The following is a 17,552-nucleotide window of genomic DNA, read 5'->3' as shown; positions in this document are numbered from 1 at the left end:
CAGGCAGAGAATCGTCATGAACTACAACCTTGATGGTGTGACCAAGGAAGAAGGCCGCAGCTATATCTCTGAAAAGCTCAAAGGTGCTGGCTGTAATCAGACCATCTTTGATGATGCAGCAATAGAAGCAATACTCAACGCAGCTGATGGAACTCCGCGTCTCATAAACAAGTACTGTAACGCCAGTCTCCTTATAGGTGACAGCGCCAAAGCTGATCTCATTACAACCGACATCGTCATGCAGGCAGTCAATGACTGCGAACTTGGTTAGGATTACATCCCTCACTCATTTAAAGTGCGTGAGGGATGATTTCATTTATATAATCAGAAAATCAGGTGTCAAACAATCTAACTGTACCCTTTGTCTGACACCCTATGCAGCCTCATTTAAAGTGAAGATTGAGGACTCATTTAATGTGCCGGACAACAAATAATCCATAGTGGCAAATATATCATGATTCGTCATATTATAAAGCCTCTTACTGCATTTCTTTATTTTCCATTTTCCTTTTACTTTTTCCATTTGTATTTTTATAGTTGGGCAATATGTTGGCATACCGTCATCATGCAGTTCGCAATCATCTTTATAATATTTCTTTATAAACTTGATTATCTTATTAAAATCAAACTTCTTGGTTCTCAGATAAGTATTTAAGCTATCCTGTAATGCCATATATGTAATATCATCTGCACTGTAATACTCGTAATCTATGGTAACGACTGCTTTTTTTCCAGATACATTTATGGAAGTGATGTTATAAACCGTGTCCTTATGCATTTTTTTTATGAGTTTTCTCAGTTCTGCATTTGTAACATATATTCTTTGCGGTTTTTTAAAGCATTTATCCATTTTTATGGGATTATAGTTCTTTACCGCTTTCATAAAAGTATTAATCTGCTTTGTGATAACTTCCTCATCATTAGATTCAGCCTTAACACTGACCGGAATACACAATAAAAAAATCATTGAAAGCAAAATACATAAAAAGCGTTTAACAAAGATTCTTCCCTCAAAGAATCTGCTCATAATAAATTTCCCCCTTCTTTAGCCACTACATCTAACTCTCTTTGTATATTTTAATCCAAAACATTTCATGTGCCAAATATATGAATTATTTACAGACGCCGCTCTTTCAATAAAAAAGACGGTACCACTTAGCAAAAATGCTAAACAGTACCGTTTTTCTTTACAATTCCTCAGAATGGCTTTTTGCCCTTGCCAGAACCTTTTTCAAGTCACGTCCATAGAAATCTCCAAGCATCAGAAGCTTACACTTTGTTGAATATTCAATATCAAATTCATTAAAATCAAGCTTCAAAAAAGCAAGCATCCTATCAATGTCTTCCCTGTTTTTGGCCTTGGTTTCATCCCATGCCAGCTCTCGCCTTTCCTCATTTGAGATATGTTTCTTAGCCATATCAGTTCCCTCCGATAAAAATGTACTATCGGATTATACCATATAACACATTTTTCTCTAAGTTCTAAAACTTTACTCATATCGTTTTTCCTCCATCAATGAAAAAGTACTTAATTAATTTACTAATAGTTATTCAGCCTCGCCCATGCCAAGTCAGTGTATAGAACTACTGACAGAACAACAAAAAAGGATTCCGGCAGAACTCCCCAACTTTAGGTCGTTCTATCGGAATCCTTATATTTAAGCCTTTCTAGCTATCAATTTACATTTGCCTTTGTCAGCAGAACTACCGTCTCCACATGAAAGTAATGAACTTTCGGTTAGGAGAGACACTCACTTATAAAGTCTCAAACTCTTTAACGAAAGCACTCTAAAATGAACACTGTATAGAGTCAATGGCTTCTATATCTATAAATATCGCACCCACCATTCTCTCCCTCATATTTAAACACATTCTTCTCAGCTATATGTTTCGTAATTGTCTGTCTGGGATCGCATTCTATTACAGAGTCTTTACCTGCCTGTTTTGCCTTTTCCATGAGTTCTTTGGTGAGAATACTTGCGTAACCTTTTCCCCAATACTCTTTGTTCAATATCCATCCCAACTCCATGGCATTTTCATCATAGTCATGGTAAATAACATACCCAGCAAATGCACCTTCATCATTTTCAACAGCATATATCAAAGGAGATTCCGCTAATCCCGCAATCCTGATAAACTGCTCTGTTTTCTCAAAAGTATACGGTTCCTCTATATACTTCATAACGTCGGGATCAGATATGATTTCATATAAGCTCATTAAATCTGATTCCCTCATTTTTCTGATAATCATATATAATGGTTCAACTCCTTCAATCATCTTTTCATTTCAAAAAACAGATTGAACATAACTGGCTGATATATCTTACTGGTTTGCCATATCTTCTTGAAATCGGATATTGGATTTCTTCGGTTATAAAGCTTTCTCAGTTCGATAAGCCAATCTGATAAAGCTACTGTATCAAACGCGTAGGTCTTGTTAAGTAACATCAATGTATATCACATTATTATATCCATGTACTCATCGATTTTAAAGCAAATGTTCTTTGATCAGCATCTCTGCAACAGTTGTATTGAGTGCATATGTTGATGACTCATAGGTGAGGATCAGGCGCTTCCCGGAAATTATGTTGTTCTTAGTGTACTGGTCTATTTTTCTGATGGCCTTTTCAACATATTCAGGATCATCCATTCTTCCCTCATGCTCCCAATAAATCTCTTCATATGTCTTTTTACTTAAGAATGTGAAATCGGGATAGACTATACCATATCCCTTTAGATGCAATGGGCATTCATACTTATACTCAATGCCCATGTCGTAGAACATATCCGCAAGAAATTTCTCGGATTTGGATCTTACTCTCTCACCCTTTTTGCTGTAGATTTCCGTTTTAACATCTTCAAAGTCTTTCCCGACGTATGGGACTGATTTCCAGTGAGTAAGAAGTTGTTCGTAAGTCGGCTCTACAGGCTTTACAAGGCTTTTTCTTTTGTCATTCATCCTGTTGTAGATGGCCTCTATCTCTGTATCGGCGTAATCCTTATTGAGAGCTTGAATTTGTTTAAGTCTTTTATCTACAAGTCTCTTTATTTTCTGATCATAACCTTTTTGAGCAAGACTCAATATCAGATCCTTATTCTCTTTTTTAATGTACGTGCCTTGTGTTTTACTTTTTGTACTCTCATCTGTGCATCGCATATACTGCACAATTTTGCCTGATGATGTTATTCTAAGGTTTCCTTCAGGCGCTAAATCCAGTCGTGGGTCGACTATCTGCTTTAGTTTCTGAAGCCTCTCCTCTTCCATTGTTAGTAGTTTCTTTAATCCATACATGTTTCTTAACCTCTCATTTTTGTTTTATTTGTTATCAGGTATTTATTATTGATCACTGATCTTCCTTGATTTATATGAAATACTGCAGTGTTATTTAATTGGCTGAATCTCTGCCAATATCTAATAGCTTGAATTTCTGGCAGTTCTATTATTGGCTGTAGTCCTGCCAATATCTGACATCATCTATTTAAGGCAGTGGAATAATCAAGCAGGAATCTGCCCGAAAATCGAGTTCCTAAATAATTGGCAGTGATGTTGCAAGCAACAACAAAAAGCAAATCGGTAAAAACACTGCCATAATTCCACTTAGCTAGAAATAAGCAGAATTCTCCCAGCAATTTCATCTGCCATAAATTGGTTTCTGGAAATATTAGCAGTGAATAGACTAAAAATGTCACTGCCAATTTTATAGAAAAAAGAATTATAGCAGTCCGCCAGACGGGCGGACTGCAAATTGAATACATTATTAGTTCTGCTCTCGCCCCCAAAAGCGGGGCTCGCCAGAACAACCGCACCTGTAACACTCAGCCTTCGCTACCGCTTGTCTTCGTTAACAGGGCGACGGTTTCCACATGATTCGTCCACGGGAATTGATCAACGGCTACAGCTCTCTGAACATAATAGCCGCCCTCTGCAAGTATCTCCAAATCCCTTGCAAGGGAAGTGGGTTTGCAGCTTACGTAAATCATGTGCTTAACGCCATAATCTATGATTTTCTTCAGTGCCTTAGGATTGATTCCCTCGCGAGGTGGATCAAGGATGATCAGGTTTGGTTTATCCTCAATTTCATCAAGGACTTTTAGCACATCACCGGCTATGAATTCGCAGTCAAGGAGATGGTTTCTTGCGGCATTTTCCTTAGCTGCTGCGACAGCCTCCTCAACTATCTCGACACCGATTACCTTATTGGCAATAGGTGCAATAATCTGAGCGATTGTACCGGTTCCGCAATACAGATCGAATATGATCTTGTCTCCGGGATCCTCAGATGTATTATCATACAATCCATCAATGTATTCTCTGACTGTTCCATAGAGTACTTCTGCACTCAGTGAATTAGTCTGGAAGAATGAGAATGGTGTTATTCTGAATTTCAGTCCCAACAGTTCCTCGAAGAAATAATCCTGACCATAGAGGATTGTTGTTCCTTCATCAATAACTGCGTCGGCCTTAGAATCATTCTTAGTGTGAAGGATACCTACGATATGTCCTGTAAGCTCAAGTGTAAGCAGCAGCTCCTTATAATCAGACAGATCATGATCCTCCTGAGTAGTGGTTACCAAATCGATCAGAATATCTCCTGTCCGTACTGCTTTCCTGACAAGAAGATGTCTTAAATATCCGGTTTGTTTTATTCTATGGTAAAAAGAAACTTTGCCGGCCTTGTATAATTCACCAAAGTAAGAAAGTGTTGCGCTAAGTATCTGGCTATAATCATCATCAACGATTCTGCAGCCGGTGACACTTACAATATCATGCATACTGTTTCTTTTGTGCATGCCAAGAGTGAGGGGCCCACCCAGCTCCTCATCTCCGAAGGTGAATTCCATTTTATTTCTGTAGGCAAATTTGATCGGACTAGTCTTTATCCCTTCCCAGGTATAACTCTGTGTCTGCCTCTCCAAAATAGGATTAAGAATTCTCCTTACCTGTTGCTCTTTAAGTCCCAGTTCCTTGACATAAGGCATGGTAAGGTAACTGCAGCCACCACATTTTCCAAAATGTATGCATGGACTCTCTATAGCATCCATAGGCTCTTCGAGAATCTCCAATAGCCTGCCTTCTGCTCTGCCATTTCTGTTTTTTATGATCACACAGGACACCTTTTGTCCGGGAAGCGTATTCTTTACAATAACCTTCCCATCAGGTGTCTCCATGATTCCTTTGTTCGGGAATTCAACCCGGACAATTCTTCCTGTTACGATATCTTTTTTCTTCATTTCTCCATATCCAGATCAACGAAATCGTCGTCATCAAAGTCGTCGAAATCGTCATCGTCATAATCAAAATCATCCTCGTACTCAGGCATCATATAGTTAAATACTAAGTAAGCAATTGTAGCAACAGCTGCTATGGCTCCAAATACTGCAAGACACCATAAAATTATATTCGCAGGCTTTTTAGCATTTGCTGCCTCTTTCTTTGCAAGAAGTTCATTAATTCTGGTCACCTCAAGAAGATCTTCAATTCTGTTCTTTTCCATTACTTACCCCTTTCCTGGACGTTATTTATGTTACCATTTGTGTTTTTATATGATGTGCAAGCATCGTTGCACCATGACTTTTCTCTTACCATCATATATATTATAACATTTACTTTTATACATTCTATCGAATTGACAAAGTTTATATTTTTTTTAGTTTAGCAAAGGCAGCGAACATGATTTTCTGTCCATATTCATCAAAATCTATGGTCACTTTGTAGTCTCTTGGTTCCTTATCGATATTTAAAACCGTTCCCTGTCCAAACTTAACGTGCAATACCCTGTCTCCTACGCCGTACTCCAATCCTACGGAAGCAGGCATTCCCTTTGAGAGGCCGGCTATTCCGGGCTTCCCAAGTGCTGCCTTACTGTGTGTGCTGGCTGCCCCTGCAATAAAAGGCTTATCCTTTGGAACAGCTCTTTTTTTCACCGGTGCCGGCTTAGCAACAGGTCTTCCGTATGAGGGCAAAACCGCTGCTCCTGTTCCAGCATAGGCACTTCTTTTAAGTGGTGAATTTGTGGTATTCATTCCATAGGCAGGCTTTGAAAAATCAATCTTCTTTTTGAAAATGCGTCCTGTTTCGATATCGATATCATCATCATCGTCTATAGATTCACCACCGTCAAATTGATATAAACTCTCAGCAAATCCTACTTTTTCCAGAAGGTTGTCAGGTATCTCTGTGACAAATCTGCTCATGCGATTGTACTCAAGCTGACCGCGATTCATTCGGCTTTTAGCACAGGTAAGAGTGAGATGCTTCTTTGCTCTTGTAATTCCAACATATGCAAGTCTTCTCTCTTCTTCAAGCCCCTCAGGGTCGCTGTCTTCATTCATCAGAGTCATATAACTCGGGAACACATTCTCTTCCATTCCCGCAAGATACACATGGTCAAACTCCAGTCCCTTGGCGCTGTGAAGAGTCATCAAAAGCACCTTATCATCATCCTCTGACACATTATCTATATCAGCGACAAGTGCAACCTCTTCAAGGAATCCCGTAAGTGTGGGCTCATCCTCTTTTTCCTCATAGGCAGCCATTTTGGATATAAGTTCATCAACGTTCTGCTGACGCTCGTTATCTTCTGTATTTTCAAGATCATCCAAAGTATAAAGATAATCTATAAAGCCTATCTCTCTTATTACATGCTGCAGCAACTGATCAAGTCTTGCTTCCTTCGAAAAAGCTCTGAACACTCTGATCATTTCCGCAAAAGCTTTACACTTAGACTGAGCGGTTTTATTGAGTTCCGGAATCATGTCAGCTTCCGCACAGGCTTTAAGAAAGCTTATGTTTACCCTGTCTGCATAATCCTGTACATGAGCAATACTTGTGGCACCAATTCCCCGCTTAGGTACATTTATGATTCTTCTGACTGCAAGGTCATCTGCGCCTGAATCAATTGTCTTAAGATATGCCAGCAGGTCCTTTATCTCACGCCTTCCATAGAAATTAACTCCGCCTACGAGATCATAAGGAATACCCTCATAGACAAAACGTTCTTCTATCAGACGTGACTGTGCGTTTGTTCTGTATAAAACGGCTATATCTCTGTAGTTCGCTTTTCCTGTTTTCTTAAGCTTACTTATATCAGAAGCTATAAATTCTGCTTCTTCTGGTGCCTGATTAACCTGCTTTAAGCGGACGAGTTCTCCTTCTTTTTCATCAGTCCAAAGTGCCTTGTCCTTACGTCTGGAATTATTCTTTATGACTGCATTTGCCGCGTCAAGAATACTCTGTGTGGATCTGTAATTCTGTTCAAGCTTTATTACAGTCGCATCAGGATATACCTTTTCAAAGTCCAGAATGTTTCTGATATTGGCACCGCGGAATCTGTATATACTCTGATCATCATCTCCGACTACACAAAGGTTTTTATATCTGTCCGCGAGGAGTCTTACAAATTCAAACTGTACATTATTTGTATCCTGATACTCATCTACCATGATATAGCGGAAGCGCTCCTGATATTGCTTCAACACTTCCGGTTCTTTCTGAAAAAGCTTCACGGTATTAAGAAGAAGATCATCAAAATCCATTGCATTATTCTTCTTCAAAGTATTCTCATATTCTATATAAGCCTTGGCTATTTTCTGCTTTCTGAAATCATTTCCTGCCGCAGTTGCATATTCATTTGCATCCACACAGTTATCTTTTGCATGTGAAATAGCAGTCTGGATTCCGCGAAGCTTCAGTTGCATGGTTTCTAGCTGATATCTCTTGCATATGTCCTTCAAAACTGATTTTGAATCATCGGAATCATAAATGGTAAAATTGTTTTCATATCCAAGCTTATCAGCGTAGCGCCTCAGAATCCTTACACATGTGGAATGGAAAGTAGCTACCCATATGCTCTCAGAGCCAAAGCCAACAATTTTATCTACACGCTCCCGCATCTCACCTGCTGCCTTATTGGTAAAGGTTATTGCAAGGATGTTCCAGGGATTAACCCCGCATTCATCAATTAAATAAGCGATTCTGTGTGTAAGCACTCTGGTCTTTCCCGAACCTGCACCGGCAAGTATTAAGACCGGACCGTCTGTCTGCAGAACCGCTTTTTTCTGTTCACTATTTAATGTATCGTAAATACTCATTTTTTCCTCTTCTTACTTTCACTTTGAGGATCACCATTATGTCTTTTCTCTTCCACATGATCCAGGATATTTTCAATAAGAAGCATCTTCATGAAAACATCATAGGATAAAAGAGAAATAAAGTTAAAGGTCTGAAGATCACTCTTGTCATCTCCCTTAGCCTCTGTGAAAGACTCCTGGGCGATCTTGAATTTCCTTTCAATGTCTTTTTTTAATGTAGCTACAATCTCATCCTGTTCCTCATAGATAGTGGTATAAATATCCTTTAGTTTAATCTCCGCATTTTTATCGCCAAAGCGCTTATACAGAGGCTCAAAAAGGGTCTGTATATCACTGAAGGACAGAATGTTCTTGTAGTAATATATAAACATCAGCAGAATAATATGATCTTTTGAATACTTCTTCTTGATAGGAGGTGGCAAAAGATCATTCTTTGCATAGTTATTTATCATTGTTTTAGTAAGTATCTTGTCAGCTCCGGGGTGCCTTGATGATCTGCGAAGACTCTCCTCCATAAAGGTGAGGAGCTGATCCATGTAGAGGTCGATATTTGGAATCTCCTCTACGTCAACCTGTCTCGTCCTGTCAAGGCTGGCCATTATACTGTTTAAAAGATCGTCATAATCTAATGTCATATAATTTCTCCGATAATTATTTTCATGACTAGTGTAGTTGTTTTTATATTTCTCGACTATATTGCTTAGATATAATTTGCAATCTACAAGGCGGAAGAAGGCGTCGATGGGGCTCCATCGACAACTGATGACAACGCAGTAGATTCAAATTATAGCAAGCATATAGTCGAGTTAATAAAAAGCAGCTGCACTAGGCAATATTACGCTTTACTTCATCTGCCTGATGCATCATTTCTCTTGCATTTTCAAGGGTTGAATCAGTTATCTGCGCACCTCCGAGCATTCTGGCAAGCTCAGATATACGATCATCCTCTGAGAGCTCACGGATTCTGGTAACAGTTCTCTCCTGTCCGCCCTCATCATGAGTTCCCTTTGCAATCTCATAATGATTATCTGCCATTGCAGCTATCTGCGGAAGGTGTGTAATGCAAATTATCTGGTGTTTCTTTGCAAGGAAGCCCAGTTTTTCTGATACCTTCCAGGCTGTCTGACCGCTGATTCCGGCATCGATTTCATCAAATATAAGAGTGTCGATATCATCCTTCTGTGCTACAACAGTTTTTATTGCAAGCATAATTCTTGAAAGCTCACCGCCACTTGCTACCTGATCAAGGGGTCTGATTTTCTCACCGGGATTAGTAGATATCATAAACTCTACATCATCATAGCCAATGGATGAAACCTTCTCCTCGTCAGGTCTTATCTCTATCTCAAACCTTACATCTATAAAATTAAGATCCACCAGTGCTTTTCTTAAAAGCTCAGACAATACTGCAGCATTTTTCTTTCGAAGCTCGGATATCTTTTTGCAAAGCTCAAGAACCTTCCCATGAAGTTTTTTCTCCTCTGCGATAAGCTTATCCCTGTAAGCTCCCAGATCTTCAAGCTTATTAAGCTCTGCTTCTTTCTCATCCCGGTAACTAAGAACAGCCTCTATGCTGCCACCATACTTATCCTTTAGATGATTGATAGTATTAAGTCTGTCCTCAGTCTCAGCAAAATCCACATCATCAAATTCTAGCTCATTTATGTAAGATGAAATCTCATGTCTGAAATCCGATAACAGATTATCTATATCTACAAGCTGTGAAAGAAGCTGATCAGCCTTTTCATCATAGCAGCTTACTGCTGAGAGCTCACGTACCGCTCTTCCTATCGCATCTGCAGCGCTCTCCTCAGAACTGCCTGCTCCTGTTGCACTGGCTGCAATTCCAACAGCCTCCGCAATTTTCTTGGAGTTGACCATTCGTTTGTACTTGGTTTCAAGAGCTTCATCCTCTCCGGGTCTTAGATCTGCTTCATTTATTTCATTAAATTCAAAGCCTGCCAGATCCTTTTGTCTCTCTCTTTCCCTTTCATCGAGATTGGTCTCATCAAGACTGTTCAAAACATTTTTCCAGTCCTTAAATGCCAGGGCACATTTTTCCTTCAAAGCTGAAAGCTCTTCACCTGAAAAATCATCAAGAATCTCAAGATGCTTTTTCTTGTGTAACAGTTCCTGATTATCATTTTGTCCATGAATATTGATGAGAATATTGGATAAATCTCTGAGCTGTCTGGCGCTGACGGTTTCTCCGTTAGCCTTGCAAACACTTCTGCCTTCCATGATTTTTCTCTGGAGTATAAGCGTTCCATCCTCATCCACGGGAATATCCAGTGCCTGAAGGCTCTGAAGCTGTGCCTTGTTCTTTATTCCAAAGCTCAATTCTATCAGCGCATAATCTGCTCCGGTACGGATCATTCCGCTATCAGCCTTTGCACCGAGTGCAAGATTCACACTTCCAATAATTACTGATTTTCCGGCACCGGTCTCACCACTCATTATGTTCAGACCGTTTTTAAACTCAACCTCCTGCTCATTTATAAGAGCAAGATTTTTTACATGTAAACTGTATAACATATTTACCTCTTTTCTTTCCTGCTTCTTCGGGCAAGCTTAGAAAGAAATGTTATTATCCGATCATTTCGTTCAGTCTCTTCATAACCTTCTGAACACCTTCAGTTGTTCGAATTGCCGCCATGATAGTATCATCTCCGGCAATACAACCTACCACTTCCTCAAATTCAAGGGCATCAAGAGCAGCAGCAACTGCCATCGCCATTCCGGAAACGGTTCTTATAACAAGTATGTTCTGGGCATAGTCCATACTGATATAGCCGGCTCTCAGTACATCCACATATTTATCATTCATGGATGCAGAGTCCTGCAAATAAACATATTTATGTCTTCCATCAGGAGTCGCTCTCTTAGTCAGGCGAAGCTCTCTTATATCTCTGGAAACTGTTGCCTGAGTCACTTTAAAACCTGCAGCGTTAAGCATATCTGCAATCTGGTCCTGGGTCTCTATTACATTGTTCTGGATGATTTCAATCAGCTTACTGTGTCGTTTTTTCTTCATACGAGTTTTTTCCTTAATATGTTTAAAAAGCTCTCTTTACTTAGTTTCACAATCTTTGTCACCTGACTCGCTGCTGTTATGTCTATTCTATCGCCACTTTGCATTATCATTCTCTTACCGCCATCAAAGGAAGCCTCCAGTTTTTGAATACTGTCATCTCTTCCCTTTCCGATTTCTATCGTAACTCTGTCATGCTCAGAAAGAAGGATTGTCCTGGCATTGGCATTGTGTGAGCAGATAGGTGTAAGAAGTAATATCTGCGCCTTAGGATCTACGATAGGTCCTCCTGCTGACATATTATAGGCTGTTGATCCGGTGGGAGTTGATATTATGATTCCATCCGCCTGATAGCTTGTAAGTGGCAGATCATTTACAAATACATTAAAACTGAAAACCTTAAGAGATGAACATCTGGCAATGACGATGTCATTTAATGCACAGATTCCGACACCTTTTCCGGTTCCCTGACAGGGAACCCCCTGAAGCATCATGCGGTCCTCAATCTCATACTCACCCTTAAGAAGCTTATCCATTGCTTCCTCTACTCCTGAGAGTTCAACCTCAGTCATATAGCCAAGAGTTCCTAAGTTCACGCCGATAAGAGGAATATTCTTTTCCAGAACATTGCCTGCGGCCTGCAGCATCGTTCCGTCCCCACCAAGAACAATACAGCATTCTGCATCATCCGGAACATCACAATAATAATCCCTGTTACCATGCTCATCACAGGCCAGCGTCATCTCGGCGACCTTGCAGACGCCTCCATGACTTTCAAGATAATCTCTTATCCTTAAAGTCTCCTTCATTTCAGGATCCTTGGTCTTATTGGTGATAATGAAAAACCGCTTCATAGAATTACAGCTCCCCGTGTGCTTTTTTAACCGTCTCCTCAATAAGGTTCTTCATATCCGGGTCAGATGAAAGTCCGTTTCCGGCTTCCACAACCTCTGCCAGTTTATGAAGTCCTTCCCCTTCATTTATTTCATTCACCTCTGCATTCCTGCTCTCATCCTTACGTATATAAAGCAGGTATTCGATATTTCCTTCAGGACCTCTTACAGGTGAAAAATCCAGATTTAAAACCTTAAAGCCGATGATATCAGCAAAGTCCATGACCTTCCTGATAACCTCTTCGTGAGTCTCCGGCTCTCTTACGACACCCTTTTTCCCGACTTTTTCTCTTCCTGCTTCAAACTGAGGTTTTATGAGGCACACCATCTCTCCGGTGTCCTTCAAAAGCTTTCTGGCAGGTATGAGAATCTTTGTCAATGAAATGAAAGATACATCTACAGAAGCAAAATCTAAATCATCATCAATATCTTCTCGTGTCAGATATCTGAAATTGGTCTTTTCCATGCAGACCACGCGCTCATCGGATCTTAATTTCCATGCAAGCTGGCCATGTCCCACATCAACAGAATAGACCTTGGAAGCTCCATTTTGAAGCATACAATCGGTAAAACCGCCTGTAGATGCTCCTATATCCATACACACAAAGCCGTCAAGAGTAAGTTCAAAGCTCTTCATGGCCTTCTCAAGTTTTAGTCCGCCTCTGCTGACATAGGGAAGCTGATCTCCCTTTACCTCTAATGATGTGATTTTGGATTCATCAAAAGATGTTCCGGGTTTATCCTCTCTCTGCCCATTCACAAAGACATCCCCGGCCATGATTACTGCTTTAGCCTTTTCCCGTGAAGGTGCCAGTCCTCTTGAAACCAGAATAACGTCCAGTCTTTCCTTAGCCATTTACTATTATTTCCTCGTATCTTCTAATAACCTTTTTTGCTATTGATTCCTCATCAATTCCCAGTGCCTTATATAGCTGTTCACAAGAACCATGGGTTATAAACTCATCCGGAAGTGCAATTGAAAGCTGCTTAATGTCGATTTCTTCACGGCTTATAAATCTTCTCACCTGATCACCAAAGCCGCCTGTCTCCACATTCTCTTCCATGGTTACAATAAGTTTATGCTTTTTAGAGGCTTCTCTTATATAGTCCTCATCTATCGGTTTAACAAATCTGGCATTTGTAAGTGAGCAGTTATAGCCCTTTGAGATAAGTATTTCTCTGACTGCCTCAGCTGTCTTGACCATACTACCTACTGCGAGGAGCACTATATCTCTCTCCTTATAAATCGGCTCGGATTTGCCCATCTCTATGGGTTCACGGAATTCGCCAAGTCCGTCATATGCCTTGCCTCTCGGATAACGAATGGCAGTAGGCCCGTCAAACTGTATAGCGAATTTCATCATATCGGAAAGCTCCCATTTATTTTTAGGAGCCATAATATGCATATTGGGCATGCTTGAAAGATAGGACAGATCAAAAATACCCTGATGGGTCTCTCCGTCGCTTCCAACCAGTCCTGCTCTGTCAATTGCAAATGTGACCGGAAGATTCTGAAGGCATACATCTTCCAATATCTGATCATAAGCTCTTTGCAAAAATGAGCTGTACACCGCAAATACAGGATGAAACCCACCAACAGCCAGTCCTGCCGCGAAGGTTACTGCGTGTTCTTCTGCAATTCCCGCATCAAAAAATCTGTCACGGTACATATTCCTGAATCTTTTAAGTCCGGTTCCGTCTGCCATGGCTGCCGTTATGGCAACTACCTTTGGCTCGCGCTCGCCTATCTTGCACATAACCGTGCTGAAAATATCCTGATAATTAGCCACAGTTCTGGGATTTCTCGGAATTCCGTTCTCTATAATAAACGGTTCCGTTCCGTGGAATCTTGCAGGATGCCTTTCTGCAGGTTCATAACCTTTACCCTTTTTGGTAACGATATGTATCATAACAGCTTTACGAACCTTTTTGGCTTCCCTTATTGCGGCTCTTAATGCCGGGATATTATGCCCATCTATAGGACCAAGATATGTAATTCCCAGATTCTCAAATACCATACCGGGCACAAATAGCTGCTTAAAGCTGTTTTTAGCCCTTCTGATGCCTTTAACCATCTTAGGGCTGGAATTCTTCAATGAATTATAAATATCGTCCCTAAGGTTCAAATATCCTTCATTTGTTCTGACAACGTTAAGATATTTTGCCATACCTCCAACATTCTCGGAAATAGACATCTCATTGTCATTAAGAACCATGATGAAATTGGTGTCGAGCTTTGCTGCATTATTAAGTGCTTCATAAGCAAGTCCGCCGGTCAGTGAGCCGTCACCAATAACAGAGACAATGGTGTAGTTCTCATCTGAGAGCTGCCTTGCTCTTACCATACCGAGTCCCGCTGAGAGACTGGTAGAACTGTGTCCTGTATCGAAGCAGTCACAGTCGGACTCTGTTCTTTTAGGAAAACCGCTCATGCCGCCGAATTTTCTTAAATTATCAAAGCCATCCTTCCTTCCGGTCAGAAGCTTATGTGTATAGGATTGATGTCCAACATCCCATATGATCTTGTCCTTAGGAAGATCAAGTTCAAGATGAAGCGCCATAGTCAGCTCCACCACTCCAAGATTAGAAGCAAGGTGTCCTCCTGTAACACTTATCTTTTCAATTAAGAATTCTCTTATTTCCTGTGCAAGTTGATTATATTTTCCTGCCGGAATCTTCTTTATATCATTTGGTTTATTGATACCATCAATTAACATGTCGGCCCTCATCTTTTGGCATAGCCAAAATGAATTATCTTCTTCAAAAATATTACTTATTCCTTGAAATCATCCATTTCACAAGAGGAATAAGGAAGTCCTGCGCTCCATCAAATTCTGCAAGAATGCTTATTGCTTCATTTGAAAGCTTTTGAACTTCATTCTTGGAATCCTCTATTCCATGAAGTGTAACATAGGTAGTCTTCTCATTCTTCTCATCAGAACCAATAGGCTTTCCAAGCTGTGCCTCATCTCCTATGACATCAAGCACATCATCCTGAATCTGGAACGCCACGCCTATTTTTCTTGCAGCCTGTTCAATATTCTGAATATCTGCACTGTCAGCTCCGGCGAGAAGAGCCCCTATCATCATACTGCTCTCCAGCATTGCAGCTGTCTTATTCTCATGTATAAAAATCAGCTCATCTTCAGTTGAAGACTGTTTTCCTTCAGCCTCAATATCAGCGCACTGTCCACCTACCATTCCGTATATTCCTGCCTTTTCGGCAAGAATCTTCAGTGCCATGGCTTTTCTGTCTTTTATGACACCATCAAATTCAGTAAGGCTTTCATTTGATAAAAATGATCTGATGGCAGTCTCAAATGCATAGTTCAACAGTCCGTCACCGGCCAATGTGGCCATTCCCGGACCATATACCACGTGGGTTGTTTTTCTGCCTCTTCTGTATTCGTCATTGTCCATCGCCGGAAGATCGTCATGAACCAGAGAATAAGTATGAATCATTTCAATCGCTGCCATGAACGGCTTGACCGTATTCTCAGATGTTCCTCCAAAAATCCTGAACATTTCCATCATGAGAACGGGTCTTATTCTCTTACCACCAGCCATTACGCTGTAATTCATGGCCTCGATTACCTTTTTTTGATAGCCTTCCACGGCAGGAAGAAAGCTTTTTATAATCTCCTCTGCCTCTTGTGCCTTTTTATCAAGTAAATTATCAAAATCCGACATCAATCAAAATCCTCCGTCTGACCATCTGCCATGACCTTCTGAACCTTTTTCTCAACCTTATCAATTGAATCATTGCAGTATTTCAAAAGATCCATACCTTCCTTAAAAAGCTTAAATGATTCTTCAAGAGATACATCGTTTTTTTCAAGCTCTTTTATCGTAGCATCAATCTTGTCAAAAGCTTCCTCGACTGATAATTCATTTTTATTTTCTTCAGCATCTATATTTTCAGTTTTCTTAGCCATAGGTTGTTTCCTTCGCACTGATAACTTCAGTCTTTATAGTTCCGTCTATTACATTTATCAAAAGCTCATCCCCAGCCTTAACTCCCTCAATCGATCTGATGTTTTTACCTTCACTATCAGATACATATGAAAAGCCTGACTGAAGCTTATCCAGGGGACTGAGCGCTTTAAGCCTCTCTACATTCACTGCAAGAAGATGTTTTTTATCACGTATCATATCTGTGATGATCCTTGATAATTTTTCCTCCATCTGAGCAGCACGCATCCTCTGATCTCGGATTCTGGCTTCCGGAGATAAATGCTCCAAAAATCTCTTGTCATTTTCAGCTCTGTCACGCAATCTGCCAATTCTATCGTTCATGCGTCTAAACAGAATATCCCTGTAAGCATCGATATCGTGAGATAGCAGCTCATATTCGTAAACTGCCAGCTCAGCCGCAGCTGATGGCGTCGGGGCTCTGAGGTCAGAAACAAAGTCAGCAATTGTCCAGTCAGTCTCATGACCTACTGCAGAGATAATAGGTATAGGACAGTTAAATATAGCCTCTGCCACCATCTCTTCATTAAAAGCCCATAAATCCTCGATGGAACCTCCGCCTCGCCCCACTATGATGACGTCAACTCCCATTTCGGTAAGGGTTTCTATACCCTTTACAATGCTCTCCTTAGCCTGATCCCCCTGCACAATTGCAGGATAGAGATAAATCTGTACATAGGGATTTCTTCTTCGCGATATGTTTATAATATCCCTTACGGCAGCACCTGTAGGAGCTGTGACAACTCCAAGAGTCTTTATATATTTTGGTATTGGCTGCTTATACTCAGGGGCAAACATTCCCCTTTCAGCCAGTTCTTTTTTTAATGTTGCAAAACGCTCAAATAAAGCACCCTCTCCATCTAACTCAATTTTCTTAGCATAGAGCTGGTACTTACCGTCGCGTTCATAAACATCTATCGTTCCCGTGACATTTACCTGCTGCCCCTCTTTCATCTGGAACTTAAGTCCATCGGGTCTGCTGCCTCTAAACATCACACATGAAATCGCTCCGGACGCATCCTTAAGCGTAAAGTAGATGTGACCGGAGGAATGATATTTGCAGTTACTTATCTCTCCCTTAACAGTGAGTGAAGAAAGAAGAAAGTCCTGCCTGAACATATTTTTTATGTAATTATTTATCTGTTCAACTGTATATACATTACGCAAACTTAGCCAGTACTCCATTCACAAAGGAAGAAGCGCCATCCTGACCAAACTTCTTAGACAGCTCAACCGCCTCATTTATTGCAACTCCGGTAGGAATTGACTCGTCAAATTTAATCTCGTATACGGCAAGCCTTAAAATAGCAAGTTCAACTTTACCGATTCTGCCGGTATCCCAGCCGGTAGTTACTTCATTTAACTGTTTATCAATCTCAGGAAGCTTCGCAGCAATTCTCTCATAGCGCTCTTTTACAAAAGTGACATCGGCATCGCTCATCTCTTTATCATTTGTCTCTATGAACAGATCCTCCTGCTCCCTCATCTCCTCAGGTGTGTTGAACTCAACACGGAAAAGTAACTGGAAAACCTGTTCTCTTAATTCTGATCTTTTCATAATTCCT

The 17,552-nt window shown here is 40.5% G+C and carries 17 protein-coding genes and 1 pseudogene; 1 reads left to right on the top strand and 17 read right to left on the bottom strand.

What is annotated here, in order from left to right; genetic code table 11:
* A pseudogene (locus tag G622_RS0111330) lies at positions 1-271 on the top strand (ExeA family protein); the annotation flags it as partial.
* 102 nt (positions 272-373) lie between these two features.
* On the opposite strand, the gene G622_RS0111325 reads toward G622_RS0111330, so the two are convergent.
* From G622_RS0111325 to nusB, 17 genes are all read right to left on the bottom strand, one after another.
* Positions 374-1,027: a hypothetical protein gene (locus tag G622_RS0111325; protein ID WP_026510825.1), complete on the bottom strand. Its 654-nt coding sequence runs from the start codon at positions 1,025-1,027 to the stop codon at positions 374-376.
* A gap of 160 nt (positions 1,028-1,187) precedes the next feature.
* On the bottom strand, positions 1,188-1,418 hold the full coding sequence (locus tag G622_RS0111320; protein ID WP_026510824.1) for a hypothetical protein: 231 nt from the start codon (positions 1,416-1,418) through the stop codon (positions 1,188-1,190).
* Positions 1,419-1,810: 392 nt separating this feature from the next.
* Positions 1,811-2,251 carry a GNAT family N-acetyltransferase gene (locus G622_RS0111315; protein ID WP_026510823.1) on the bottom strand — a complete coding sequence of 147 codons (441 nt, stop codon included), beginning with the start codon at positions 2,249-2,251 and terminating at the stop codon, positions 1,811-1,813.
* A 237-nt stretch (positions 2,252-2,488) separates the two neighbouring features.
* On the bottom strand, positions 2,489-3,292 hold the full coding sequence (locus tag G622_RS0111305) for a hypothetical protein (protein WP_026510822.1): 804 nt from the start codon (positions 3,290-3,292) through the stop codon (positions 2,489-2,491).
* A 524-nt stretch (positions 3,293-3,816) separates the two neighbouring features.
* Positions 3,817-5,232, bottom strand: coding sequence for a 23S rRNA (uracil(1939)-C(5))-methyltransferase RlmD (rlmD, locus tag G622_RS0111300; RefSeq protein ID WP_026510821.1), 1,416 nt, complete (start codon positions 5,230-5,232; stop codon positions 3,817-3,819).
* Positions 5,229-5,495, bottom strand: a complete 267-nt coding sequence (locus G622_RS0111295) for a hypothetical protein (RefSeq protein WP_026510820.1) — start codon at positions 5,493-5,495, stop codon at positions 5,229-5,231. Before G622_RS0111295 ends, rlmD begins: the two co-directional genes overlap by 4 nt.
* 142 nt (positions 5,496-5,637) lie before the next feature.
* On the bottom strand, positions 5,638-8,091 hold the full coding sequence (locus G622_RS0111290) for an ATP-dependent helicase (protein WP_026510819.1): 2,454 nt from the start codon (positions 8,089-8,091) through the stop codon (positions 5,638-5,640).
* Positions 8,088-8,726, bottom strand: coding sequence for a DUF1836 domain-containing protein (locus G622_RS0111285; protein ID WP_026510818.1), 639 nt, complete (start codon positions 8,724-8,726; stop codon positions 8,088-8,090). The genes G622_RS0111290 and G622_RS0111285 overlap by 4 nt, the downstream gene beginning before the upstream one ends.
* Before the next feature lie 190 nt (positions 8,727-8,916).
* On the bottom strand, positions 8,917-10,626 hold the full coding sequence (recN, locus tag G622_RS0111280; protein ID WP_026510817.1) for a DNA repair protein RecN: 1,710 nt from the start codon (positions 10,624-10,626) through the stop codon (positions 8,917-8,919).
* A gap of 52 nt (positions 10,627-10,678) precedes the next feature.
* A complete protein-coding gene (gene argR / locus G622_RS0111275) occupies positions 10,679-11,125 on the bottom strand; it encodes an arginine repressor (RefSeq protein WP_026510816.1) in 447 nt (148 codons plus the stop codon).
* Positions 11,122-11,976, bottom strand: a complete 855-nt coding sequence (locus tag G622_RS0111270; RefSeq protein WP_026510815.1) for an NAD(+)/NADH kinase — start codon at positions 11,974-11,976, stop codon at positions 11,122-11,124. The genes argR and G622_RS0111270 overlap by 4 nt, the downstream gene beginning before the upstream one ends.
* A gap of 4 nt (positions 11,977-11,980) precedes the next feature.
* Positions 11,981-12,871 (bottom strand): TlyA family RNA methyltransferase, encoded by an 891-nt coding sequence (locus tag G622_RS0111265; RefSeq protein ID WP_026510814.1) that lies wholly within the window; start codon positions 12,869-12,871, stop codon positions 11,981-11,983.
* Positions 12,864-14,732 (bottom strand): 1-deoxy-D-xylulose-5-phosphate synthase, encoded by a 1,869-nt coding sequence (dxs, locus tag G622_RS0111260; RefSeq protein WP_026510813.1) that lies wholly within the window; start codon positions 14,730-14,732, stop codon positions 12,864-12,866. Before dxs ends, G622_RS0111265 begins: the two co-directional genes overlap by 8 nt.
* A gap of 52 nt (positions 14,733-14,784) precedes the next feature.
* Positions 14,785-15,705: a polyprenyl synthetase family protein gene (locus G622_RS0111255; RefSeq protein WP_026510812.1), complete on the bottom strand. Its 921-nt coding sequence runs from the start codon at positions 15,703-15,705 to the stop codon at positions 14,785-14,787.
* A complete protein-coding gene (gene xseB, locus G622_RS0111250; protein ID WP_026510811.1) occupies positions 15,705-15,950 on the bottom strand; it encodes an exodeoxyribonuclease VII small subunit in 246 nt (81 codons plus the stop codon). The genes G622_RS0111255 and xseB overlap by 1 nt, the downstream gene beginning before the upstream one ends.
* Entirely contained in the window at positions 15,943-17,154 is a 1,212-nt protein-coding gene (gene xseA, locus G622_RS0111245; protein ID WP_026510810.1) for an exodeoxyribonuclease VII large subunit, read from the bottom strand. The genes xseB and xseA overlap by 8 nt, the downstream gene beginning before the upstream one ends.
* Entirely contained in the window at positions 17,147-17,545 is a 399-nt protein-coding gene (gene nusB / locus G622_RS0111240; RefSeq protein ID WP_026510809.1) for a transcription antitermination factor NusB, read from the bottom strand. Before nusB ends, xseA begins: the two co-directional genes overlap by 8 nt.
* Positions 17,546-17,552 lie beyond the last annotated feature (7 nt).

The sequence above is a fragment of the Butyrivibrio sp. LC3010 genome (assembly GCF_000424385.1).
GTDB lineage: Bacteria > Bacillota > Clostridia > Lachnospirales > Lachnospiraceae > Butyrivibrio.
This window is presented reverse-complemented; position numbering and strand designations above follow the sequence as displayed.